The sequence below is a fragment of the Aristaeella lactis genome, from assembly GCF_018118585.1.
Classification (GTDB): Bacteria; Bacillota; Clostridia; order Christensenellales; family Aristaeellaceae; genus Aristaeella; species Aristaeella lactis.
This window is the reverse complement of sequence record NZ_CP069421.1, coordinates 3,295,288-3,316,624: the sequence shown is the minus strand read 5'-3', so window position 1 is coordinate 3,316,624 and position 21,337 is coordinate 3,295,288. Positions and strand designations below refer to the sequence as shown.

20 protein-coding genes are annotated in these 21,337 nt (G+C 54.5%); 6 read left to right on the top strand and 14 right to left on the bottom strand.

The features are described 5' to 3' along the window. The first annotated feature begins 6 nt into the window (after window positions 1-6). Window positions 7-453: a GNAT family N-acetyltransferase gene (locus tag JYE50_RS14965; RefSeq protein ID WP_084095782.1), complete on the top strand. Its 447-nt coding sequence runs from the start codon at window positions 7-9 to the stop codon at window positions 451-453. Between the two features lie 12 nt (window positions 454-465). Beyond that, a complete protein-coding gene (locus JYE50_RS14960) occupies window positions 466-1,158 on the top strand; it encodes an aspartate/glutamate racemase family protein (RefSeq protein WP_084095781.1) in 693 nt (230 codons plus the stop codon). 48 nt (window positions 1,159-1,206) lie between these two features. On the opposite strand, the gene rsgA is transcribed toward JYE50_RS14960, so the two are convergent. The 5 genes from rsgA to JYE50_RS14935 form a co-directional block, all read right to left on the bottom strand. Further along, complete coding sequence (gene rsgA, locus JYE50_RS14955) at window positions 1,207-2,193, bottom strand: ribosome small subunit-dependent GTPase A (protein ID WP_084095780.1); 987 nt, start codon at window positions 2,191-2,193, stop codon at window positions 1,207-1,209. Next, on the bottom strand, window positions 2,172-2,417 hold the full coding sequence (locus JYE50_RS14950) for a hypothetical protein (protein ID WP_084095779.1): 246 nt from the start codon (window positions 2,415-2,417) through the stop codon (window positions 2,172-2,174). The genes rsgA and JYE50_RS14950 overlap by 22 nt, the downstream gene beginning before the upstream one ends. Window positions 2,418-2,615: 198 nt before the next feature. After that, window positions 2,616-3,506 carry a class I SAM-dependent methyltransferase gene (locus JYE50_RS14945; protein ID WP_084095778.1) on the bottom strand — a complete coding sequence of 297 codons (891 nt, stop codon included), beginning with the start codon at window positions 3,504-3,506 and terminating at the stop codon, window positions 2,616-2,618. A gap of 259 nt (window positions 3,507-3,765) precedes the next feature. Then, complete coding sequence (locus tag JYE50_RS14940; RefSeq protein WP_084095777.1) at window positions 3,766-5,535, bottom strand: ABC transporter ATP-binding protein; 1,770 nt, start codon at window positions 5,533-5,535, stop codon at window positions 3,766-3,768. Further along, on the bottom strand, window positions 5,535-7,301 hold the full coding sequence (locus JYE50_RS14935) for an ABC transporter ATP-binding protein (protein WP_084095776.1): 1,767 nt from the start codon (window positions 7,299-7,301) through the stop codon (window positions 5,535-5,537). The genes JYE50_RS14940 and JYE50_RS14935 overlap by 1 nt, the downstream gene beginning before the upstream one ends. A gap of 408 nt (window positions 7,302-7,709) precedes the next feature. Between JYE50_RS14935 and JYE50_RS14930 the strand changes: the two genes are divergently transcribed. Further along, window positions 7,710-8,537: a class I SAM-dependent methyltransferase gene (locus tag JYE50_RS14930; protein WP_084095775.1), complete on the top strand. Its 828-nt coding sequence runs from the start codon at window positions 7,710-7,712 to the stop codon at window positions 8,535-8,537. Between the two features lie 2 nt (window positions 8,538-8,539). Next, the gene (locus JYE50_RS15550) at window positions 8,540-9,583 is read left to right on the top strand and encodes a GNAT family N-acetyltransferase (RefSeq protein WP_084095774.1); all 1,044 of its coding nucleotides are present in this window, start codon (window positions 8,540-8,542) and stop codon (window positions 9,581-9,583) included. A gap of 118 nt (window positions 9,584-9,701) precedes the next feature. Here JYE50_RS15550 and JYE50_RS14915 read toward each other — a convergent pair whose 3' ends face one another. The 4 genes from JYE50_RS14915 to JYE50_RS14900 all read right to left on the bottom strand — a co-directional run bounded on the left by JYE50_RS14915 (window position 9,702) and on the right by JYE50_RS14900 (window position 12,907). Beyond that, a complete protein-coding gene (locus tag JYE50_RS14915; protein WP_084095773.1) occupies window positions 9,702-10,562 on the bottom strand; it encodes a YitT family protein in 861 nt (286 codons plus the stop codon). A 440-nt stretch (window positions 10,563-11,002) separates the two neighbouring features. Next, window positions 11,003-11,650, bottom strand: a complete 648-nt coding sequence (locus JYE50_RS14910) for an ABC-2 transporter permease (protein ID WP_084095772.1) — start codon at window positions 11,648-11,650, stop codon at window positions 11,003-11,005. Further along, a complete protein-coding gene (locus tag JYE50_RS14905; RefSeq protein ID WP_283399198.1) occupies window positions 11,647-12,501 on the bottom strand; it encodes an ABC transporter ATP-binding protein in 855 nt (284 codons plus the stop codon). The genes JYE50_RS14910 and JYE50_RS14905 overlap by 4 nt, the downstream gene beginning before the upstream one ends. Beyond that, window positions 12,491-12,907 (bottom strand): helix-turn-helix domain-containing protein, encoded by a 417-nt coding sequence (locus JYE50_RS14900; RefSeq protein WP_084095771.1) that lies wholly within the window; start codon window positions 12,905-12,907, stop codon window positions 12,491-12,493. Before JYE50_RS14900 ends, JYE50_RS14905 begins: the two co-directional genes overlap by 11 nt. A 191-nt stretch (window positions 12,908-13,098) precedes the next feature. Between JYE50_RS14900 and JYE50_RS14895 the strand changes: the two genes are divergently transcribed. Continuing rightward, a complete protein-coding gene (locus JYE50_RS14895; protein ID WP_084095770.1) occupies window positions 13,099-14,010 on the top strand; it encodes an alpha/beta hydrolase in 912 nt (303 codons plus the stop codon). A gap of 113 nt (window positions 14,011-14,123) precedes the next feature. After that, window positions 14,124-15,419 carry an aspartate aminotransferase type Ic gene (locus JYE50_RS14890; protein WP_084095987.1) on the top strand — a complete coding sequence of 432 codons (1,296 nt, stop codon included), beginning with the start codon at window positions 14,124-14,126 and terminating at the stop codon, window positions 15,417-15,419. A gap of 152 nt (window positions 15,420-15,571) precedes the next feature. Here the strand turns inward: JYE50_RS14890 and JYE50_RS14885 are convergent, their stop codons facing one another. From JYE50_RS14885 to pyrG, 5 genes are all read right to left on the bottom strand, one after another. Then, on the bottom strand, window positions 15,572-16,330 hold the full coding sequence (locus tag JYE50_RS14885; protein WP_084095769.1) for an ABC transporter permease: 759 nt from the start codon (window positions 16,328-16,330) through the stop codon (window positions 15,572-15,574). Beyond that, window positions 16,317-17,243 carry an ABC transporter substrate-binding protein gene (locus JYE50_RS14880; RefSeq protein WP_084095768.1) on the bottom strand — a complete coding sequence of 309 codons (927 nt, stop codon included), beginning with the start codon at window positions 17,241-17,243 and terminating at the stop codon, window positions 16,317-16,319. The genes JYE50_RS14885 and JYE50_RS14880 overlap by 14 nt, the downstream gene beginning before the upstream one ends. A 97-nt stretch (window positions 17,244-17,340) precedes the next feature. Beyond that, on the bottom strand, window positions 17,341-18,228 hold the full coding sequence (locus tag JYE50_RS14875) for a cation diffusion facilitator family transporter (RefSeq protein ID WP_084095767.1): 888 nt from the start codon (window positions 18,226-18,228) through the stop codon (window positions 17,341-17,343). Between the two features lie 153 nt (window positions 18,229-18,381). Next, window positions 18,382-19,458 (bottom strand): GGDEF domain-containing protein, encoded by a 1,077-nt coding sequence (locus JYE50_RS14870; protein ID WP_179138314.1) that lies wholly within the window; start codon window positions 19,456-19,458, stop codon window positions 18,382-18,384. A gap of 189 nt (window positions 19,459-19,647) precedes the next feature. After that, a complete protein-coding gene (pyrG, locus tag JYE50_RS14865) occupies window positions 19,648-21,252 on the bottom strand; it encodes a CTP synthase (RefSeq protein ID WP_084095765.1) in 1,605 nt (534 codons plus the stop codon). Window positions 21,253-21,337: the final 85 nt, after the last annotated feature.

Here is a 21,337-nt window from a genome sequence, read left to right as displayed (position 1 = left end):
ACTCTCATGATCGTGCCTGTTGACCAGTCAAACATCTGCCAGGCAGCGGAAGTTCATTCCGTCTCCTGGCAGGAATCCCACCGTTCTTTCTGCTCCGCGGACTTTATTGCCCTGCATACACCGGAGCATCAGCAGGAATACCTGTCGGAAAAGATCAGCCGGGGCAGCAGGGTTTTTATGCTGGTTGACGGCGAACCTGCCGCGGTTGTTTCCGTCACAGGCAGCCTGATCGAAGACCTGTACGTCCTTCCCTGCCGGCAGAACAAAGGATACGGAACCCTTCTCCTGGAATACGCCGTCCGTCAGTGTACCGGTACACCCACCCTCTGGATTCTTGAGAATAACAAAGGTGCGGAAAGGCTGTACCGCAGGATAGGATTCAGGAAAACCGGCATGGTCCATGCCGTCACAGACGGCCTGGATGAAATAGAATTCACGCTCACAGAAACCTGAAAGGAAACTGATATGAAAACAATCGGACTGATTGGCGGAATGAGCTGGGAAAGCACCATCCCCTACTACAGGATCATCAATGAAAAGATCAAGGAAAGCCTTGGCGGCCTTCACTCCGCCCGGATCATCCTTTACAGCGTGGAGTTTGCTGAGATCGAAGCCTGCCAGGCAAACGGTGAGTGGGACAGGAGTGCTGAAATCCTCGGGGACGCGGCTGTAAAGCTGGAGTCTGCCGGAGCGGATTTCATCGTCATCTGCACCAACACCATGCACAAAGTTGCCCCGCAGATCCAGGCAAGGATCTCCGTCCCCATTGTCCATATCGCGGACGCCACAGCCGACCGGCTGGAAGCCGCCGGCATCCGGAAGGTTGCCCTGCTTGGGACCAGGTACACCATGACCCAGGATTTCTACAGATCCCGCCTCATCGACCGCGGTTTCGAAGTCCTCATCCCGGACGCGGCGGGCGTGGAAACCGTCAACAGCGTTATCTACAAAGAGCTGTGCCTGGGCATCATCAAAGAAGAATCCCGTGTCCGTTTCAGTCAGATCATAACCGGGCTGAAGGAGCAGGGAGCCGAAGCCGTCATTCTCGGCTGCACGGAGATCGGCCTCCTGGTTCAGCAGGAAAACTCCGTCCTGCCGGTTTTCGACACAACCGAGATTCACGCCGTCCGTGCCGCCGAGCTTGCCCTGCAGGATTAATGTTCACCGTTCACAGGAGTACCCCGCCCGCGGGGTACTCTTTTCGTTTCACCGGCCCTTCCGCTGCTCTTTCATTTTGCGGCGGTTCATGGCCATGTTCATCATCATTTCGTTTTTGGTGATTTTGTTCCATCTGTTCTCCCGCTCCAGCCGGAGATACATTTTCCATCTTTCAGACGTCAGGGAACCGTCCTCCAGTGCCCTGCGGACCGCGCAGCCCGGCTCGTTGCCGTGGGTGCAGTCGGAAAAGGCGCACTGGCTGATCAGGTCGGCGATATCGGAAAATGTTCCGCTGATCCCCTCTTCCGCGGCGATCATACCCAGTTCCCGCAGCCCGGGCGTATCGATAAAGAATACGCCGTTGATCTCAATCATTTCCCGGTGGGTGGTTGTGTGCCGTCCCTTGGAGTCGTCCTCCCGGATCCCGCCGGTACGCATGATCTCCCGCCCTGCCAGTGTATTGATCAGGGTGGATTTGCCCGCGCCGGAAGACCCCAGCAGTGCAATGGTGGTTCCGGGTGTGAAATATTCCTGCAGACGTTCCAGCCCGAATCCGGTATAGGCACTGACTGCCGCCGCCCGCAGCTGGCTGCTCAGTTCAGCCGTCTTCTTTTCCATCTCTTCCACATCCGGGCACTGGTCTGCCTTGGTCAGCACAGCCACCGGCACGGCGCCTCCGGCCGCGGCCATGGAGGCATACCGTGCGATCCGGTTCAGGCTGAAATCGTGATTCAGGGAGGTAATGATAAATACATAATCAATGTTCGCCACCAGCGGCTGAACCTGCAGGTTCTTGGCAAATCCGTCCGCGTGGCCGCCCCGGTCCGGACGGTAAAAAGCCGTCCGCCGGGGCAGAATGGACCGGATCAGGCTGTCACCGTAAGGGTTGACTGTAATCTCCACATAGTCGCCCACCACCGGGTATTCCTCCCGGTAACGCAGGCTTCCTGTCAGTACGCAGTACAGTTCTTCCGTTCCGTTTTTCACCATGTACCGGTCCCTGTGGACCTGTGTTACGCGATAGCATTCTTCCAAGCGGTTTCCTCCTTATGGGTCATATGCCGGAATATCCGGCAGAAAATGTTCCGGCGCTTCTTCTTCATGGGCTTTCCTTCGTTCCCGATGTAGAATGTTTCGCCGCCGAACGTCACATAACAGGGTTCATTGTTCCGGCGGATCGCATTGTCCGCCATACCGGGCTGCCAGCCGGCATACATGCCGCCGGCCGGCGTGTCATATATCTGTATAGTCTTATCCATAACTGATCCTTCCTTTTGCGGCGCGGATCCCTTCGGGTATTCACATACCTCTCTTCTCCGCACGTGTCGTTTGTTATCTTCGTTTCCTTGCCAGTGTACCGGTTCATCCTTCCGGATACCCGGTTGTTTCTGCTCATTCTGAACAGGTTTGATTGATTATTGATATGCAAAACCATTGTTTTTTCTCCTTTCTTCGTTTTACTTGTTTACCTGTTTACGGTACCGGTAGGTTGTCCTGCCAAAGGTACCTTCATAGGCCATTTCTTCCCAGCCGTCAGCGATCAGTGCCTCATTCCGGCCTGTTTCCCTTTGCTGGTCTCCCGGCACGTCCAGCAGCCATCCGCCGGGTTTGGTGATCCGGGTCAGCTCGTTCACTTCCTCCCGGAAGCGGTCGCCCACCACGTGTCCGCTCATCACGACGTCAAAGCTGTTGTCCGGGAACGGCAGGCTGTCACACATGCCGTCGCACACCCTCATGTTGGTAATGCCCTTCCGTGCGATCTCATCCCGCATATACTCCCGCAGGGAATCCACAGGTTCGCTGGCTGCAACAAAGGCGGCTTTCTCCGCTGCCGCGAAGGCCAGCCGGCCTGTTCCGCTGCCAACGTCCAGCACTGTCTTTCCTTCCAGGGGGCACATCTCAAACAATCGTTCCTTGTGCCACCCGTAAATGAAGTCGCATTTTTCAGGCATAAGGTTCGGCGTGGTATAAATAACGAAATCCTCATAATCGCCGATCACCTGTACCTCCGCTGTCCGGATCTCCTCCGGCGTCAGCTCCGCCGGTATCTGTGCGGTAAGTGTTTTCACCGTCTCCGCCATTTCAGGACACTTGCTCATGAAAAGTCCTGCCACCTTCGGATTCGCCTTCAGTGCCATGGCCAGCGCCTTCTTTCCGGCTTCATCCGGATTGCCCAGTATGTACCGGATCTGGAAACGTTCCATCCGCAGCATGCAGTCAAATGAATAGTCTTCGGGGTTCATCCATCCAAGTATGCCCATCTTTTCCTCCTGTACAGGTTCCTTTACGGCCTGTTCATTCTCATTTTGCTTGTTTTCCGGGATATTTCCGTACGCTGAAACAGTCATCCCGATCACCTCCTGTATTCAGTTTTTGCGCAGCAAAAAAGCCGCTTATCCGTCATGGATAAGCGGCCGGTCATATCGAACGGATGCCGGAAGTTATTCCGGACGGCCCTTCGTATGATCGGACACAAAGCCACTGCGGATATACTTTACAGTGTTAACGATCGCTGAAAGCACATTCTCAAACCTCATGCGAAGAGCCCCCTTTCTTGCTTAATTGCGTTTACTATACCTTGCATCCGGCGCGGTGTCAAGCGGTTTTTTATTCAAACTGCGCCCGGTACAGGCGGTAATAGAACCCACGCCCCTGCATCAGTTCCTCATGCGTCCCCTGTTCCACAACATCTCCCTGGTTCACCACCAGGATATTATCCGCGTTCCGGATCGTGGAAAGCCGGTGGGCGATCACAAAGCATGTCCGCCCTTTCATCAGTTCCCGCATAGCCCGCTGGATCTCCCGCTCCGTGGAAGTGTCCACGTTGGAGGTCGCCTCATCCAGGATCAGCATACTGGAGGTGTACAGCATTGCCCGGGCGATGGTCAGCAGCTGCTTCTGCCCCTTGGAGATATTGCCGCCGTCCTCGCTGATGACGGTCTGGTAGCCTTCCGGCAGCCGCATGATAAACGGATGGATATGGGCTGCTTTCGCTGCTGCCACCACTTCATCCATTGTGGCGTTCTCCTTGCCGTAGGCGATGTTGTCAAAGATGGTTCCCCGGAACACCCAGGTGTCCTGCAACACCATGGCGTAGGCGGACCGCAGGCTTCTCCGGGTCAGTTCCCTTACATCCTGTCCGTCCACCGTCACGCTTCCGCTGTCCACGTCGTAAAAGCGCATCAGCAGGTTGATGATCGTGGTTTTGCCCGCGCCGGTGGGCCCGACAATGGCGGTCAGTTTTCCGGCATCCGCCCGCATGGAAAGGTCATGAATGATCGTCCGGTCCGGATCATAACCGAAGAAAACATGGTTCAGTGCCACATTGCCTTCCGCGTCAGACAGCGTCCGTGCCCCTTCCGCGTCCCGCAGTTCCTCCGCCTGGTCCAGCAGGCCAAATACCCGTTCCGCCGCCGCCAGGGCGGAAAACAGCTCATTGATGATATTCGCGACCTCGTTGATCGGTCCGGAGAATTTCCGGGAATACAGCACAAAGGAGGAAATATTCCCCAGACCGATAGTCCCGTTCATATACAGCACCGATCCCAGCAGGCTGATCAGGCTCAGGCCGATGTTGTTGATAAAGCCGATCGTCGGTCCGATGGTTGCCGCCAGGGAGTCCGCGTCATAATAGGCCTCTGCGGCCTGATGGTTGATATCCTCGTATTTTTCGTCAATCTGGTCCTCATAGGCATAAGCCTGGATGGTCTTCTGCCCGGACAGCTGTTCCTCCACAAACCCGTTCATCGCACCGTAGGACCTGGACCGTTTCACAAACCGGGGCTGCGTTCTTTTTCGCATATGGGCTGTAAACAGAATGGAAGCGGGTACCGTCACCAGCGTTACAAGGCTCAGCACAGGAGAAATCCGGACCATCATGATCAGCGCGCCGATCACCGTCACAATACTGGTCAGGATTGCCACCACGTCCGTAGCCATACAGGTGCTGATCACATCCACGTCATAGGAGACCCGGCTGATAATATCCCCTGCCTGGTTCCGGTCAAAGAAACCCACCGGCAGCCGCATCAGCTTGTCAAACACATCCTGCCGCATCTTCCTGCCCACGCGCTTGGACACATTGACCATGATCATGTGGATCAGGATCGTGATCAGGGAAGAACACGCATACACGGCCAGCATCCGCACGGCAAAGTAGGTTACCCGTTCGAAGTTCACCTTACCCTGTCCCGCCGCCGCTTCATTGATCGCGGAACCGGCCAGCGTCGGTCCCCACAGGCTCAGCACATTGCTGATCAGGCACAGTACAGCCACCAGCAGGATCAGCGCCTTGAACGCGCCCAGGTAGGACAGCAGGCGCATGAAAGCACCCTTTGAGTCTTTGGGTTTGGTCATAATGGAATCACGTTTGGCCATTATTCCACCTCCCCCATCTGGGTTTGCTGGATCTCCCGGTAAACCGGGCAGCTGCGCATCAGTTCCTCATGCGTACCCTTGCCGATCATTTCCCCTTCATCCAGAACAATGATCTCATCCAGGTTCATAATGGAGGAGATCCGCTGGGCGATCACAATCAGCGTCGTATCAGCATACTTGCTGCTGATCGCCTTGCGCAGTTCCGCGTCTGTCCGGTAGTCCAGCGCCGAAGAGGAGTCATCCAGGACCAGGATATCCGGTTTCGCTGCCAGGGCCCGGGCGATCAGCAGCCGCTGCTTCTGCCCTCCGGAGAAGTTGCCGCCGTGGATGGCTGCCATATGGTCCGCCCCGTCCGTATACTGGTTTACGAAGTCCGCCGCCATGGCGTCTTCCAGGGCTTCCTGAAGCCGTTCCTCATCGACCTTCCGGCCGAACACCACGTTTTCCCGGATACTGGAGGCAAAGATCGTATCATTCTGAAATACTGTACCGAACCGGCGGCGCAGCTCGTCCCGGTCCATCGTCCGCACATCCTGTCCGTCAATGAACACATGTCCCTCGTCCGGATCGTAAAAGCGCATCAGCAGATTGATGATCGTGGTTTTTCCGCTTCCCGTGGCGCCGATAATACCCAGGGAGCCGCCTTTCCGGATCGTGAAGTCCACATCCTTCAGGCACTGCTGCCTGGAAGAACCCGCAAAGGCCGCTGTGTTCTGCGCAGCGTTTTTCCCGTCTCCGGCGTAGCTGAAAGTTACGTGATTAAAAACAATGTAACCATTTCGGTCTGTCCGGGCACCCTCTTCCGCCGGCAGAACGGCCAGGTCTTCCTGCTGTTCCGTTGCCTCCGCGATACGGGCAGCGGACGCGTTTGCCTTTGAAAGCATAAGGAATACACGGTTCAGGCCCATTACGCCCATCAGGATCATATTGAAATAGGTCAGAAAGGCCAGGATCACGCCGGGTTCTGTCACACCCGTGTTCACCCGTCTTGCGCCGATAAAAACGATCAGTGTCAGTCCGATATTCAGGAACAATGTAACCACAGGGCCCGGCAGCGCCATGATGATGCTTGCCTTGATATCCCGGCGGGAGGTGGTATCATTCGCCCCGCTGAAACGCCGCATCTCATATGGCTCCTTGGACAGGGCCTTCACCACCCGGATTCCGGTGATGTTTTCCCGCATAATGCGTACAATATCGTCCATGCCCCGCTGCACCATGTCATACAGCGGGATTCCCTTGAAGGAGATGAACACCACCAGGCCGATCATGATCGGTGCCATGATGCACAGGATCAGCGCCAGCCCCGTATCCATGGTCAGCGTGATCGCGATACCGCCGATCAGCATGATCGGCGCCCGGATTCCCAGGGTCTGCGCAGCCCGGATGAAGTTCTGCACATTGTAGGTATCAGATGTCATCCGGGAGATCAGGGACGGCAGGCCGATTTCATCCGTCTGCCCTCCGGAAAGATTCAGTGCTGAATGAAACAGGTCCCGCCGGATGGTAAAAATGCTCTCCTTGGCGATCCACACCGCCTTCCGGTTCGCTGTTACATTCAGGAACCGCACCACACAGGCCAGCAGGATCATAGCCCCGCCCCATAGCAAAACAGGCGCCGTTTCCTTTTGCGGCACCACATGATCCAGCAGATGCTCCATCACATAAGGAATCAGAAGCTCTGTCAGCGTGCCGGCCAGCTTCAGTCCCATACCGAACAGGATCATCCAGCGATACTTTTTCAGATACTTCCAAAGAAACTTCATCTGTTCCCCCGGTTTTCCTTCACGCGGAGTTTTCTGCTCCTGCTTTACTGTTCTTTCCCGACCATCATAAAGACAATCCGCCGTGCCGTCAATCCGTTTTCAGCGCAGGTTCAGCATCTTTTTTTCCGGGAACGGCTTGACGGCGGCCTTTCCCCGGTGTATACTCACCCCAATATTTCCGGAAAGGAGCTCTTCTCATGGCGAAGTACGCGGTTTACACTATGACTACCGTGATGACCGAAGCTTATACTGCTTACGGTTATTATTTCGCGTACAATCGTCCGAAGAGCAGGGAAAAGTAGATTCCGGAATGCGGCCGCATCAACTGATCACTTATCCCTCGCCGGATAAGTGATTTTTTGTTATCCGGAATCTGCTGCCATCAAAAACAGAAAAGGAGTGAAACCCATGGACCTGCACGATTATAAGGACGTTGCTGAAAACTATGACCGGTATCTCGAGGTGATGTACGCGCATAATGATCACCATGAGCATTTCCGGGAGTTTTACCTGGACCTGGCACGCCGGTATGGATCCGGCGGTGTGGTGGATGTGGCCTGCGGCACAGGCGCTGTGCTCCTGTACCTGGCGGAACGCGGCATTGAGGTTGACGGCACGGATCTTTCCGAAGAGATGTGTAAAGTTGCCAAAGCCAAAGCGGAAAAACTCGGTCTCCCGCTGAATATCATTCCGGCCGATATGACGAAGTTTTCCTCCGGCAGGAAGTATTCCCTCGCGATCATTGCCCGCAGCGGTTTCATGCACCTGCCGAACCAGGAGCTGCAGATCGCCGCGCTCAGGAACCTGCGGGACCAGCTGTTTCCCGGCGGCATCCTGACACTCAACACATTCGATCCCTGGCCGCCCATGCAGGCAGCCCAGATGCAGACATCCCCGGAGGATTATTCTTTCCGCCTGGAGTATGTCAACGCTGACGGAAACCGGGAAAAGATCTATAATGCGATCAGCTATAACCCTTATACACAGCAAATGTACGGAAACTGGAAGTTCGAGGAATATAATGACAAAGGCGAAGTAATCGGTGAAAGGGTTCGTCCCCTGCTGATGCGGCAGACAAACCGCTGGGAAATGTTCCTGCTCGCGAAGCTGTGCGGTTTCGAAGTCCTGGATATTTACCGCGGTTACAACGGCGATAAGGAAAACCTGAAGGATCCCTCCTCCGCCGCGAAATTCAACAGCAACCTCATCTGGATCTTAAAACGAAAGGACGATTGATCATGAATAAAACCGGTACGCAGACGATCGAAACCCACCGGCTCATCCTCCGTCAGTTTCGCCTCAAAGACGCTGAAGATATGTTTGCCGCCTGGGCCTCCGACCCGGATGTGACCCGCTTCCTGACCTGGCCGGCTCATACCAGCGAGGATATCACCCGCATGGTGCTGACGGACTGGATCTCCCGGTACGGGGATGGCAGTTTCTTCAACTGGGCCATCGAATGGAAAGAAACCGGAAAGGTGATCGGCAACATCTCCGTTGTACGGATTGAGGAAGCCATTGAAGAGGCTGAACTCGGTTACTGCCTGGGCAGGGCTTACTGGGGCCGTGGCATCATGCCGGAAGCCCTTCGGGCTGTCATGGATTTCCTCTTTGATACGGTAGGCGTCAGCCGGATCATGGCAGGACATGATGTGAACAACCCCAAATCCGGTCGCGTCATGGAAAAGGCCGGTATGCGGAAAGAAGGCGTCCGGCGCGGCGCGGGTATCAACAACCAGGGAATATGCGACGTCTGCTGCTGGTCTTTGCTGCGGAGCGACCGGAATCCGGCTGTCCGGAAACCGCCCGTCCCGGTCATCGTCCGTTTCGCGAAGGAAAACGAACTGAACGCTGTGAATGTACTGCGCCGCCAGGTCAACGACCTGCACGTTGCCGGCAGGCCGGATACCTTTAAGCCCGGTTTCTGTGATGAGCTGAAAAACTTCATCCGCACCATCTGGGAAGATCCCCAGCGGAAGATCGTCGTAGCGGAACTGAACGGCGAAATCGTCGGCTTTGCCGTGCTGAACCACATCTTCCGTCCGGAAAACCCGTTCATGTACGTTCGGGATTTCCTGGATATCGATGAGTTCGCCGTGGATGAGAGCCATCACCGTCAGGGTATAGCCAGCGAAATGATCCGCTTCATCCGGGATTATGCCGCAGAAAAGAACTACAGCCGCGTGGAACTGAACATGTGGGAGTTCAACCGAAACGCCCTGGCTTTCTATGAAGCCGCCGGTTTCACCACTTACCGCCGCTACATGGAAATCTACATCTGATTAGATACAATCAAAGAAATGCACCCTCCGGGGTGCATTTCTTCCGCCATTATTCATTATTCATTTTTAAGTTTTCATTTTTCAGTAAAAATCGTCATCCTTTCGGATGACGATTTTATTAATTTACTCCCCTGAATCCTTTTCCGATAATTTCCGTGCTGGAAGTAATGATCATGAAAGCCGCCGGATCCTGCTTGTGGATATAATTCCGCAGTTGCACCGCTTCATGCCGGGATACCACCGCCAGCAGCACAGTTTTCCCTTCATGGGTATAGGATCCTTCCCCGTGCAGCCGGGTCGCGCCGCGATGAAGATCCGCGGTAATAAACTGTTCGATGGGCTCAGGATTGGAGGTGATGATCTGGAAGCACTTCTTGGTCTTCAGGTTGTCCATCACCTGGTCCATGAACAGCGATTTGATGATCAGTCCGAGGATGGAGAAAAGCCCCGTTTCCATACCGAAAGCAAAACAGGCGGATACCGTGATGATAATATCGCTGCACAGCAGTGCGACACCGATGTTCAGTGCCGTATGCTTTTTCAGGATCATCGCGATGATATCCGTTCCGCCGGAGGAGGCGTCCAGGTTAAACAGGATGGCAGAGCCGACCGCCGGAAGCCCGACCGCGAAAAACAATTCCACCAGCGGCTGTGAAGTCATCGGACCGCTCATGGGATAGATAACTTCCAGCAGCTGCAGCGTGCCGGACATCAGCAGGGAGGCATAAACAGTCCGGATCCCGAAGGATTTTCCAAAGACCGCAAAGCCCAGGATCAGCAGCCCGATATTGATGATCGTGACCAGCGTGCCGGGTGTAATGGACGGAATATAATGGCCGAGAACAATGGCGATACCTGTCACGCCGCCGGTGGAAAAATGATTGGGAAATTTAAAGAAATAGATTCCCAGCGTCATGATCAGGATGCCGATTGTGATATACAGCCATTCCTTCAGGGTGACCTTCTGCTCTTTGGACATGCGACTCCTCTTTCCTCCAAAACACAACCGTTTCCAATGATAAATCATTATACCATTATTCACCGTAAATCAGAAGGATCAGAAAGCAACTTTCCGTCATAAATCAAAGAAAACGGCTTCCGCTCCGGAAGCCGTTTTTTCCACCATTCTGCATTCTGAATTCTGAATTCTGCATTATACCGCCGGTCTTCTTCCCCCACCCTGTTTCATGCCGGCCTGCACATATTCCCCAAATCAAAGAAAACGGCTTCCGCTCCGGAAGCCGTTTTTTCCGCCATTCTGCATTCTGAATTCTGCATTATACCGCCGGTCTTCTTCCCCACCCTGTTTCATGCCGGCCTGCACATTCTCTCCGATCCACTCATAAAATCAAAGAAAACGGCTTCCGCCCTGGAAGCCGTTTTTTCCACCATTCTGCATTCTGCATTCTGAATTCTGCATTAAAGTTGCAGGTCCTCTTCCTCAAACCGTTTCGTGCTCATCTGCACGCTCTTTGCCGTACCGCCCAGGAACAGGGCCAGTCCTGCCAGGGTAAACAGCGCCTTGTCACTCATATTCTGCGGATCCGGCGTGTCCAGCGTCTGGAAGAACGGTACCGTGTAAGTGGCAATGATCTCCAGCACGATCCAGACGAACACCGCGATCGCACTAAACATGAATGCCTTTCCGGGTTTATTGATATCCTTGTAGTAAACCGGGAAGAAGATCATGTTGAAGATCGCGAAGATGATCATTCCTTCACCGATCAGTGCCAGTCCCGCGTCCAGTCCGGCCGGGTTCGGTATGCTGCCGATGGCATTCTTCAGCAGGGTAAACACACCCATCAGCAGCAGGTCAATGACCTCCAGTGCCGTGCAGAAAACGATCCTCGCTTTCACAGCATCCCCGCGGGATACCGGCAGCATCAGCGTATAGGAGGCATCATGGTTTTCCCGTGCCGTCAGGCAGATAAAGTAGATCGCCAGCGCCATATAGAAGCAGCTCACTGCGTATGGATAACCGGGCACCAGGATCAGGGCGGAACACAGCAGCATGATATATCCCGTGGGATGCATGCACAGTTTCCATTCCTTCATCAGCATCTTCATGCTTCCTCCGCCTCCTTTTCCAGATGAATCATGATCTCCTCCAGCGTTGCCTCCCGGGTTTCAGACACGCCGGCTTCTTCTTTCCGCACCAGCACGGTGTATCCGTCCCGTATGCGGCAGCAGCCATGCGCGGCCTTTTTCAGTTCCTCCGGTATATTTCCGCTGCATTCCGCGATCCGCCAGGCAGCCTGGAAGTTTTCCAGCGTATCATCCGCCTTCAGCCTCCCCTGCTGCAGGAACAGGATCCGGTCCGCGCATTTTTCCAGATCGGAAGTAATATGGGTTGAAAAGAAAACCGTCTTCCCCTCATCCTTCAGCTTCAGGAAGACTTCCACCAGTTCCTCCCGGCTCACCGGATCCAGGCCGCTGGTCGGCTCGTCCAGAATCAGCAGCTCTGCGCCGTGACTCAGGGCCAGTGCCAGCGCATACTTGATCTTCATGCCGTTGGAAAGTTCCGCCGGTGTCTTTTCTTCATCCAGGCCAAAGGCTTCCAGCCATTTCCTGTAGGCTGTGTCATCCCATTCCGGATAGAATGTCTTTGTCACAGCCGTAATTGCCTTCAGCTTTTTCCGGGTATAGTAGGTCATCCCGGCGGACACAAACCCGATCTTTTCCTTTATTTCGCGGTCATGCTCCGGGTATTCCAGCCCGAAGAAAGAGATCTTCCCGGCGTCCGGCCGTACAAACGACAGCATACTGTTGATCGTCGTGGTTTTACCCGCGCCGTTCCGGCCAATGAAGCCGGTAATGGTCCCCGGCACCAGGCTGAAAGATACATCTTCCAGTTTAAAGGCCGGATAATGCTTGCACAGTCCCCGGACTTCCAGGGGACTTTTCATTTCATAATCCATTCTGCATTCCCTCCGCGATTTCCAGAAAATACTGGGCATTCACCAGTGCGATCCCGCTGTTTTCATCCCCAAGCACCATCAGCTGGTCTCCGGGATTGATATGAAACACGCGCCTGGCCCGGACCGGGATCACAATCTGTCCCTTGTCGCCCACGGTCACCAAACCGAACATATGCTTGCCTCTCATGCCCGGATGCCCATCCAGCTCATACTCCGGTGCGTTGGTCAGGTCATCCAGGGAAACCTCCATCACAGAAGCCAGCTTTGCGGCCATTTCCAGGTCCGGAACGCTTTCCCCTGTTTCCCACTTCGCGATGGTCTGCCGGGCGACTCCTACCTGCTCTGCCAGAGCTTCCTGGGTCATGTTCTTCTGTTTCCGCAGTTTCTGAAGATTCTTCCCGATCATACATTTCCCACCTTTCGCACAAAATGATACGCCCGAACATATTACCGGTCAACCATCCGGCGTTTACATTCCCGCTCGCGAATGTTAATTATCGGTGACAAACGCACAGCAAATATTATCTATTGTCATCCCGGTTCAGGTAGCATATAGTTAAACTATCCTGTATCAGTTCAATAAGGAGGCCGTTGTCTATGAAACTGTTCCTGGTTTTTCTCCTGCTCCTGAGCCTGGTTGGTTCCTCCGCTGCTGTGGCTGAATCTGCTTCCATGCTGCCGGACCTGCCGGACAAACTGCCTGTTGAATACAAAAGAACCATGAAAGAAGGCGGCGGCACCGTCGAAAAGATCACCTACCCCTCCAAAGACTACACCGGTGACGGTGCGGAAGTGACCAAGAAAGCGCTGGTATACCTGCCTGCCGGTTATTCCGCGGATCAGCAGTATGACCTTCTCGTTCTCTGCCACGGTATCGGCGGAAGCGAAAACGAGTGGGGCTTCCTGAATCCCAACTGCGTTGGAAAGAACACGGTGGACCACCTGATTGCCAATGGAGAGATCAGGCCCCTGATCATCGTTATGCCCAACGGCCGTTCCACCGCCAATTTCGGTGATACCAGCTTCGCGAACATGCAGTCCTTCTACACCTTCGGTCAGGAAATCCGCAACGACCTCCTGCCCTGGATGGATGCCCATTATGCTACCTACGGCGCCGGCCTGGATGACCTGAGCGCTTCCCGGGAACACCGGTACATGGCCGGCCTGTCTATGGGCGGCATGCAGACCATCAACATCGGCCTGTGCGAATGCCTGGATCTTTTCTCCGCCTTCGGTGCCTTCTCCGCCGCGCCTACCAGCTACCCGGCTGCCAAGGTTGCATCGGAGATCAAAAAGTTTGACAACTGTCCCATCCGCTTCTTCTATAATGTCTGCGGCATTCAGGACACCACTGCCTATGCCTCCGCTTCCGGAGCTGCCAAAGACCTGCTGAAGTATACCGACCAGCTGACAGAAGACAACTGGTACTGGCAGGAATGCACCGGCACCCACAGCTTTGAGATCTGGAACCTGGGTCTGTTCAACTTCCTCCGCATCCTGGGAAAATGACGTCCTGAAGCCCCTGCAGAGAAGCCATCAGAAAAACATCCCGGCGCTTGAAAACGCCGGGTGTTTGTGATAACGTATCTTTTGATCTTTTTTCCGAAGGAAGGATGTTCATCATGAAGCCTTATGTGGAAATGACTGTAGAGGAACTGAACCAGGAACTGGACGACCTGAAAAAGGAATATAAAAAGGTTCAGGCCATGGACATGCAGCTGAATATGGGCCGGGGCATCCCCTGCATTGATCAGCTGGATCTTTCCATGGGCATGATGGACGTGCTGGATTCTTCATCCGATCTCACCTGTGAAGACGGTACAGACTGCCGCAACTACGGCCAGCTGACCGGCATCCAGGAAGCCCGCGAGCTGCTGGGTGACATGATGGAGAACAACCCCAAGGACATCATCATCTACGGGAACTCCTCCCTGAACGTTATGTTCGATACGATTTCCCGTGTCTGGACCCATGGTGTCATGGGCAGCACCCCCTGGTGCAAGCTGCCGGAGGTTAAGTTTCTCTGTCCCGTGCCCGGTTATGACCGCCACTTTGCGATCACGCAGTATTTCGGCATCAAAATGATCCCCGTCCCCATGACCCCCACCGGTCCGGATATGGATATCGTGGAAAAGCTGGTCAGCGAGGACGATACCATCAAGGGCATCTGGTGCGTACCGAAATACTCCAATCCTTCCGGTATTTCCTATTCAGACGAAACAGTCCGCCGTTTCGCCCGGCTGAAGCCTGCCGCGCCCGACTTCCGGATCTTCTGGGACAATGCCTACGGCATGCATCATCTTTATGACGATCATCAGGATTACCTGATCGAGATCCTGGCGGAGTGCAAGCGCGCCGGCAATCCGGATCTGGTTTACAAGTTTGCCTCCACCTCCAAGATCACCTTCCCCGGCAGCGGTATTGCTGCTGTGGCCACCAGCCCGAACAACATGGTCGATTTTGTGAACACGCTGAAGTTCCAGACCATCGGCCATGACAAGGTAAACCAGCTGCGTCATGTTCGTTTCTTCGGTGATATTCACGGCATGGTGGAACACATGCGCAAGCACGCCGCCATCATCCGGCCCAAGTTTGAAATGGTTGAGGAAACCCTGGCAAAGAACCTGAACGGCCTTGACATTGGAACCTGGACCTCACCCCGCGGCGGATACTTTATCCTCTTTGACTCCCTGCCCGGCTGTGCAAAAGAGATCGTTGCCCTCATGAAAAAAGCGGGCGTCATCATGACCCCCGCCGGTGCCACCTGGCCCTACGGAAAGGACCCCAACGACTCCAATATTCGTATTGCCCCTACCTATCCGACCCTCACTGAGCTGAAAACCGCCATGGAAACCTTCACCCTCTGTGTCCGCATCGCAAGCGCGAAGAAGATCCTGGCAGAAAAAGCAGCAAAATAAACTCATAATAACAGTAAAGAGTCATCCGGCATGGATGACTCTTTTTGAGTTACTGTCACATTCGCCTTTAGGCGAATATTTCACATTTGGCACCAGCCAAATATTTCACATCGGCTGTAAGGCCGATATTTCACGTTGGCGAAGCCAACATTTCATTCGCTGGCATGGATGAATCCTTTTGCCAGCGTTCTCGGCGCTTCACTTACAACAACCGCCACCAGCACCATGATCAGCGCATACGCGTAGATCTCCGCGTATTCATTAAAGTAGGCGCTGCTGTACACCGCTTTCCCCAGGGAATCTCTGGCCTGTACCAGGTATTCGGTGGTCACCGCCAGCTTGATGCCCATTCCCACGGCATTGATATAGGCCTGCTGCAGGTATCCGGCCATCAGCGGCAGATACACCTGAAACAGCACCCTGCCGTTGAATCCGCTGTTCATCCGGTAGACGTCAATCATTTCCGGCTCGATCCGCCGCAGTCCCTCCGCCGTAGCTTCACTGATCAGCGGGATCAGCATCAGTGCCGGTGCGACAAGGGGTACCTGCTCGTATTTTGTCAGCACCATGATGATCACCGTCATCACGATCATCGGAATGGACCGCAGCAGGATCATCAGCGGCTTCAGCAGGGAGCGGACAAACGGGCTCCGGCCCTGGGCCAGACCCAGTGCCGTTCCGATCACAGCAGCCGCGGCCAGGGACTCGACCAGGTGTACCAGCGTCGTTCCGATCTGCCGCCAGGTACGTTCCTCTCCGAGCATGCGGACAAACGTCCGCAGGATTCCCCCCACGTCCGGGAAGACCAGCCGGTCGCCTTTCAGCCACCCGGCTGCCTGGATCAGCACACCGGCCAGCAGGATCCCCAGGCAGAATGCCAGGGTATTGAGGCCTTTTTTATTCCGCTCCATAGTAGAAGTCGTCCGCGGGCACTTCCCCGCCGAACTGGCTCAGGTCGATCTGTGCGGTTTTCTCCACCTGTTCTTTGGCGTCCTTCGCGCTCACAAACCGGATTGCGCAGCCGGGGATCGCGGCAGCTGCCACCTTGGCGTTCGGCAGGATTTCCAGAGCTGCAGCCGCTTCAGCCACGGCCGCCACATCCGTTGTGCACTTACCGCAGGATTCCTCCGCCTGTTTCAGGAATTCCGCCACCGCGTCAGGATTGCTTTCAGCAGTTTCAGCCTTCACAAACAGCGCAGCCTGGGTATATCCCTCCATACCGCTTGCCTGCTTCAGCAGCTCATTCACGCTGACAGCGCTGATCTTGTCATTCTTCATCTTCGCCGCGGTCAGGGCAGGTTCTGCCGTCACCACCATGGCTTCCGCGTCGCTCAGCAGCAGGCTTTGGGTATCGGACGCGCCGGCCAGGTATGTCACTTCCGCCGGTTCAATGCCGTTTTCCTTCAGGGCATACAGAACCACGGAGGCGTTAATCGTGTTTTCACCGAACAGCGTCAGGTTCGCGCCGTTCAGATCTTCCGCCTTCAGGTCTTCCTTCTGTGCTGCGATGAACAGGTTGCCCCAGCTCACCACAGCTGCCAGTTTATAGCTGGATTTTCCGGCCTTGTACAGTTTCGCGCCGGCATTCAGCGGAGCGATGATGAAATCCGCTTCTTTTCCGGCAAAAGCCGCGGCGATCGTATCCGCTGCGATCGTGGTGTACTGTCCGGGGTTCTCCGCTGCCATCACCGCCAGGGCCAGGGCCGGGGCACCGCCCGGAGTGGTCACCGTCAGGCCGGAAATATCCGCGCCTTCAGCTGCTGCAAACACACACAGGCCCAGCGCCAATACCAGCGCCATCATCATTGTAAGAATCTTTTTCATATCTGAATCACCCTTTCTTAATCAGTGCTAACCTCTTCCGCGTTATTGTACAGAAAACCCGCGGCCCTTTCAATGGAGGAACCGCAGGAAATCAGTTTCAGTCATGTTTTTTTGCCGGATTTACGTGCACCATGATGTGCTTGACTTCCGGGAAAGTTTTTTCGATCACGTCATGTACATCCTCCGCGATCTCATGGGCTGCCGCCAGCGTCAGGTTGGGATCCGCCGCGATCTCCAGATCCACATACACCCGGTTGCCGAACATCCTGGTCCGAAGCAGCTCCACGCCCAGGACTCCGGGCTGTTCCAGTGCCGTGTTCCGGAAGGCTTCTTCCGCCTCCTCGTTGCAGGAGTGATCCACCATCTGGTCAATGGCTTCCTTGAAGATCCGGACAGCCACCCGCAGGATGAACACAGCTATGATCAGGCTGGCAATGGGTTCCATCACCGGCATACCCATCCGTGCCCCCGCGATACCGATCAGGGCGCCGATGGAGCTCAGCGCGTCGCTCCGCTGATGCCAGGCTTCCGCGTGCAGTGCCGTGGAACGGTATTTCTTCGCGTATCCCCTTGTATACCAGAACAGGCTTTCCTTGGTCACAATGGAAACCACGGCCGCAGCCAGCGCAAGTACGCCGGGAATGTCGTTCTGTGCACCTCCGCTGATGATATCCTTCACAGCCGTTATGCCGATCATACCGCCCACAACAGCCAGGATACCGCTCAGCAGCAGGGCTGCCACGCACTCGTACCTTTCATGGCCGTAAGGATGCTGTTCATCCGGTTCCTTGGATGAGATCTTCACGCCGATCAGCACGATCAGCCCGCTGAAAATATCAGACGCAGAATGTACCGCGTCACTGATCATCGCTCCTGAATGTGCAACCAGACCGGCGGCTAGCTTCAGCAGGGTCAGGATCACATTTGTGATCATGCTCACCAGTGAAACCCGCGTAGCCGCGGTCTGAAATTCCTCCGGTTTCATCTGTTGTCACCTTCCGGCTGCTATTATCTCTCTTTTTCCCCTATAATTCAATACTTCGGACCACGATCACAGGTTCAAAAAATCAGCACCGAAAGGGTGCTGATTCCTCCACCATTATTCATTTTTCAGTTTTAGTTTTAAGTTTTCATTATTTCATACTACGACCCTGTTTCGTCCGGCATTTTTCGCTTTGTACAGCTTATCATCCGCCGCGTCCAGGAGCTCATCCAGGGAAGAGGCAAAATCGTATTCTTCCACACCGATGGAAAGCGTAATGGAAAACTCATTTCCTTCATACAGAAGATTCATTTTCCTCACTTCGGAACACAGGTCGTTCATGACGATGCCTGCCTGGTCCAGATTCATTTCAGGCATAAAAAAGCAGAATTCCTCTCCGCCCCACCGGCATACGCTGTAGCGTTCCAGCGCGTGTTCCTTGAACAGCGTTGTCAGCCTGGTCAGCGTATAGTCTCCGCACTTATGGCCATAGGTATCATTTACTTGTTTGAAAAAGTCCAGGTCAGCGATCGCCACGCAGAATATCTTGTTCTTACTCCTGCAGTACTGTTCGATCTGCTCGATCATCGCCCGCCGGTTCGGCAGTCCGGTCAGCGAGTCGGTACCTGCCTCCTTATACAGAACCTGGTTTCTCAGGCGCAGCTGGCGTTCAGTTTCCTGGACGCTTGAGCTGAACACAATACAGGCGCAAGCCAGCATCAGGAAGAAAGTAATCGTATTCAGGGTCTGGTAGATCGTATTGGCTCGTGTGCTCATCCTGTACAGGGGTGAAAACATCTGAGACAGGTAGAACAGGAATACACGGATTGCCAGGATCGACAGGAACCACAACAACTTACTGACCGGCTTGTCATATACATTGAAAAAGGCAAACATCAGGATCAGGGTCATCATGTGCTGCACACCGCTGTTCCAGCCGAAATACCGCACGTTCCAGCAAACCCAGCCGATACATACCACTGCGTATTTGATCTGGTTTATCTTCACTCCGCCGCGTTTCAGCATCCACAGGCAGCATCCGGACAGAAGCGCAAAAAGCAGCGGGCTCCATTCCCACTTCCCGCTGTTGATCAGAGGAAAGAGAAAAAAGCAGATAACAAAATAGATAACCAGCAAAACCTCACTGGACATCAGAGCCCGCTGGTAATACGCGGGTATCTCTCTGCCCGCTTTAGGCACCTTCTGATGCAGGAAATTCAGAAAAAACTCCATATATATCCGCCTTATTTTTCTTCCTTTTTGACGATTATGCACCATTTTTTCATTTTGTGCAACTGTATAATGCAAATTTGTATGCAAATGCAATTATCTTTTCTTTTTGTGCTACAACTTCCATCGTCCTGCGGATAGAAAGGACGGAGCCGTCTGGCTCCGTCCTTCATGATATTTCATTCATTCGTTTCACTTTATACCTTTAATGGCCGCAGCGATAAAGCCATAAAACAGCGGATGCGGTTTATTCGGCCTGCTCTTGAATTCCGGATGGAACTGCACACCCACGAAGAACGCTTCTCCCGGGATCTCCACGGTCTCCACCAGCCGTTCATCCGGAGACAGTCCGGACAGGACAAGTCCCGCTTTCTCCAGCGTCTCGCGGTATTCATTGGCAAACTCGTAGCGGTGGCGGTGACGCTCGCCGATCCGTGTTTCCCCATAGCATTTCGCGATCACGGTATCCTCTTTCAGGATGCAGGGATACCGGCCCAGCCGCAGGGTACCGCCCTTGTCGATCTCATCGTTCTGACCCGGCATGAAGTCGATCACCCGGTACGGCGCTTTCTCGTCAAATTCCCTGGAATTGGCACCTTTCAGTCCAGCCACGTTCCGGGCAAACTCGATCACCGCGATCTGCATGCCCAGACAGATGCCGAAATACGGCACATGATGTTCCCTCGCCCATTTAGCCGCCAGGATCATGCCTTCGATACCGCGGCCGCCAAAGCCTCCGGGCACAATGATCGCCTGCAGGGGGCTCAGGATCTCCTCAACGGTCTTCTCATTCAGGCGTTCGGAGTCGATCCATTCGATCTCCACCATCACGTCCTGCGCGTATCCCGCATGCCGCAGGGCTTCCGCCACAGAAAGATAAGCGTCATGCAGCTGCACATATTTGCCGACCAGGCCGATCTTCACTTTCCGGGTCTGGTGCCGGATCCGTTCCACCAGATCCTCCCAGTCCTTCAGGTCCGGTGCCGGGGATTTCAGGCCCAGTTCCCGGCAGACCACCGCGGCCAGACCGGCCTTTTCCAGCATCAGCGGAGCCGCATACAGTGTAGGCAGCGTAGTATTCTCGATCACGCAGTCATCCTTCACGTTGCAGAAATGCGCAATCTTGGAGAAGATCGTTTCATCGGTGATCTTTTCATCTGTCCGCAGCACGATGATGTTCGGGTTGATGCCCATGCCCTGCATTTCCTTCACGCTGTGCTGCGTAGGTTTGGATTTGTGTTCCCCGCTTGCCTTCAGGTAGGGAACCAGCGTCACATGGATATACAGCGCGTTCTCCCGGCCTACTTCCAGTCCCACCTCGCGGATCGCCTCAACGAAGGGCTGGCTCTCAATATCACCGATCGTACCGCCGATCTCGGTAATCACCACATCCGCGTCAGACTTCTCACCGACCCGGTAAATGAACCGCTTGATCTCATCTGTGATATGCGGAATGATCTGCACCGTGGAGCCCAGATATCCGCCTTCCCGTTCCTTCCGGAGAACATTCGCGAAGACCTTGCCGGTGGTCAGGTTGGAATACTTGTTCAGATCCTCATCGATGAACCGTTCATAGTGTCCCAGATCCAGATCCGTTTCCGCGCCATCCTCCGTCACGTATACTTCGCCGTGCTGATAAGGGCTCATGGTACCGGGATCCGCATTGATATAGGGATCCAGTTTCTGCGCCGCCACCTTAATGCCGCGGGCCTTCAGAAGCCTTCCCAGGGACGCAGCCGTAATACCCTTTCCAAGTCCTGAAACCACACCGCCGGTAACAAAAATGTACTTCGTCATACTCCTGTCCTCTTCAGTATTTATTGTTGAGGAGTTGTCCAAATCTATGATTTGGGTAACAACTCCCATGCTACAGCCGTCAAAG

Excerpts from the sequence above, each read along its gene's own strand:
- JYE50_RS14965 (WP_084095782.1), top strand. The coding sequence starts at position 7 with ATGATCGTGCCTGTTGACCAGTCAAACATCTGCCAGGCAGCGGAAGTT.
- JYE50_RS14960 (WP_084095781.1), top strand. The coding sequence starts at position 466 with ATGAAAACAATCGGACTGATTGGCGGAATGAGCTGGGAAAGCACCATC.
- JYE50_RS14950 (WP_084095779.1), bottom strand. The coding sequence starts at position 2,417 with ATGGATAAGACTATACAGATATATGACACGCCGGCCGGCGGCATGTAT.
- JYE50_RS14945 (WP_084095778.1), bottom strand. The coding sequence starts at position 3,506 with ATGACTGTTTCAGCGTACGGAAATATCCCGGAAAACAAGCAAAATGAG.
- JYE50_RS14940 (WP_084095777.1), bottom strand. The coding sequence starts at position 5,535 with ATGGCCAAACGTGATTCCATTATGACCAAACCCAAAGACTCAAAGGGT.
- JYE50_RS14935 (WP_084095776.1), bottom strand. The coding sequence starts at position 7,301 with ATGAAGTTTCTTTGGAAGTATCTGAAAAAGTATCGCTGGATGATCCTG.
- JYE50_RS14930 (WP_084095775.1), top strand. The coding sequence starts at position 7,710 with ATGGACCTGCACGATTATAAGGACGTTGCTGAAAACTATGACCGGTAT.
- JYE50_RS15550 (WP_084095774.1), top strand. The coding sequence starts at position 8,540 with ATGAATAAAACCGGTACGCAGACGATCGAAACCCACCGGCTCATCCTC.
- JYE50_RS14915 (WP_084095773.1), bottom strand. The coding sequence starts at position 10,562 with ATGTCCAAAGAGCAGAAGGTCACCCTGAAGGAATGGCTGTATATCACA.
- JYE50_RS14910 (WP_084095772.1), bottom strand. The coding sequence starts at position 11,650 with ATGAAGATGCTGATGAAGGAATGGAAACTGTGCATGCATCCCACGGGA.
- JYE50_RS14905 (WP_283399198.1), bottom strand. The coding sequence starts at position 12,501 with ATGGATTATGAAATGAAAAGTCCCCTGGAAGTCCGGGGACTGTGCAAG.
- JYE50_RS14900 (WP_084095771.1), bottom strand. The coding sequence starts at position 12,907 with ATGATCGGGAAGAATCTTCAGAAACTGCGGAAACAGAAGAACATGACC.
- JYE50_RS14895 (WP_084095770.1), top strand. The coding sequence starts at position 13,099 with ATGAAACTGTTCCTGGTTTTTCTCCTGCTCCTGAGCCTGGTTGGTTCC.
- JYE50_RS14890 (WP_084095987.1), top strand. The coding sequence starts at position 14,124 with ATGAAGCCTTATGTGGAAATGACTGTAGAGGAACTGAACCAGGAACTG.
- JYE50_RS14885 (WP_084095769.1), bottom strand. The coding sequence starts at position 16,330 with ATGGAGCGGAATAAAAAAGGCCTCAATACCCTGGCATTCTGCCTGGGG.
- JYE50_RS14880 (WP_084095768.1), bottom strand. The coding sequence starts at position 17,243 with ATGAAAAAGATTCTTACAATGATGATGGCGCTGGTATTGGCGCTGGGC.
- JYE50_RS14875 (WP_084095767.1), bottom strand. The coding sequence starts at position 18,228 with ATGAAACCGGAGGAATTTCAGACCGCGGCTACGCGGGTTTCACTGGTG.
- JYE50_RS14870 (WP_179138314.1), bottom strand. The coding sequence starts at position 19,458 with ATGGAGTTTTTTCTGAATTTCCTGCATCAGAAGGTGCCTAAAGCGGGC.
- pyrG (WP_084095765.1), bottom strand. The coding sequence starts at position 21,252 with ATGACGAAGTACATTTTTGTTACCGGCGGTGTGGTTTCAGGACTTGGA.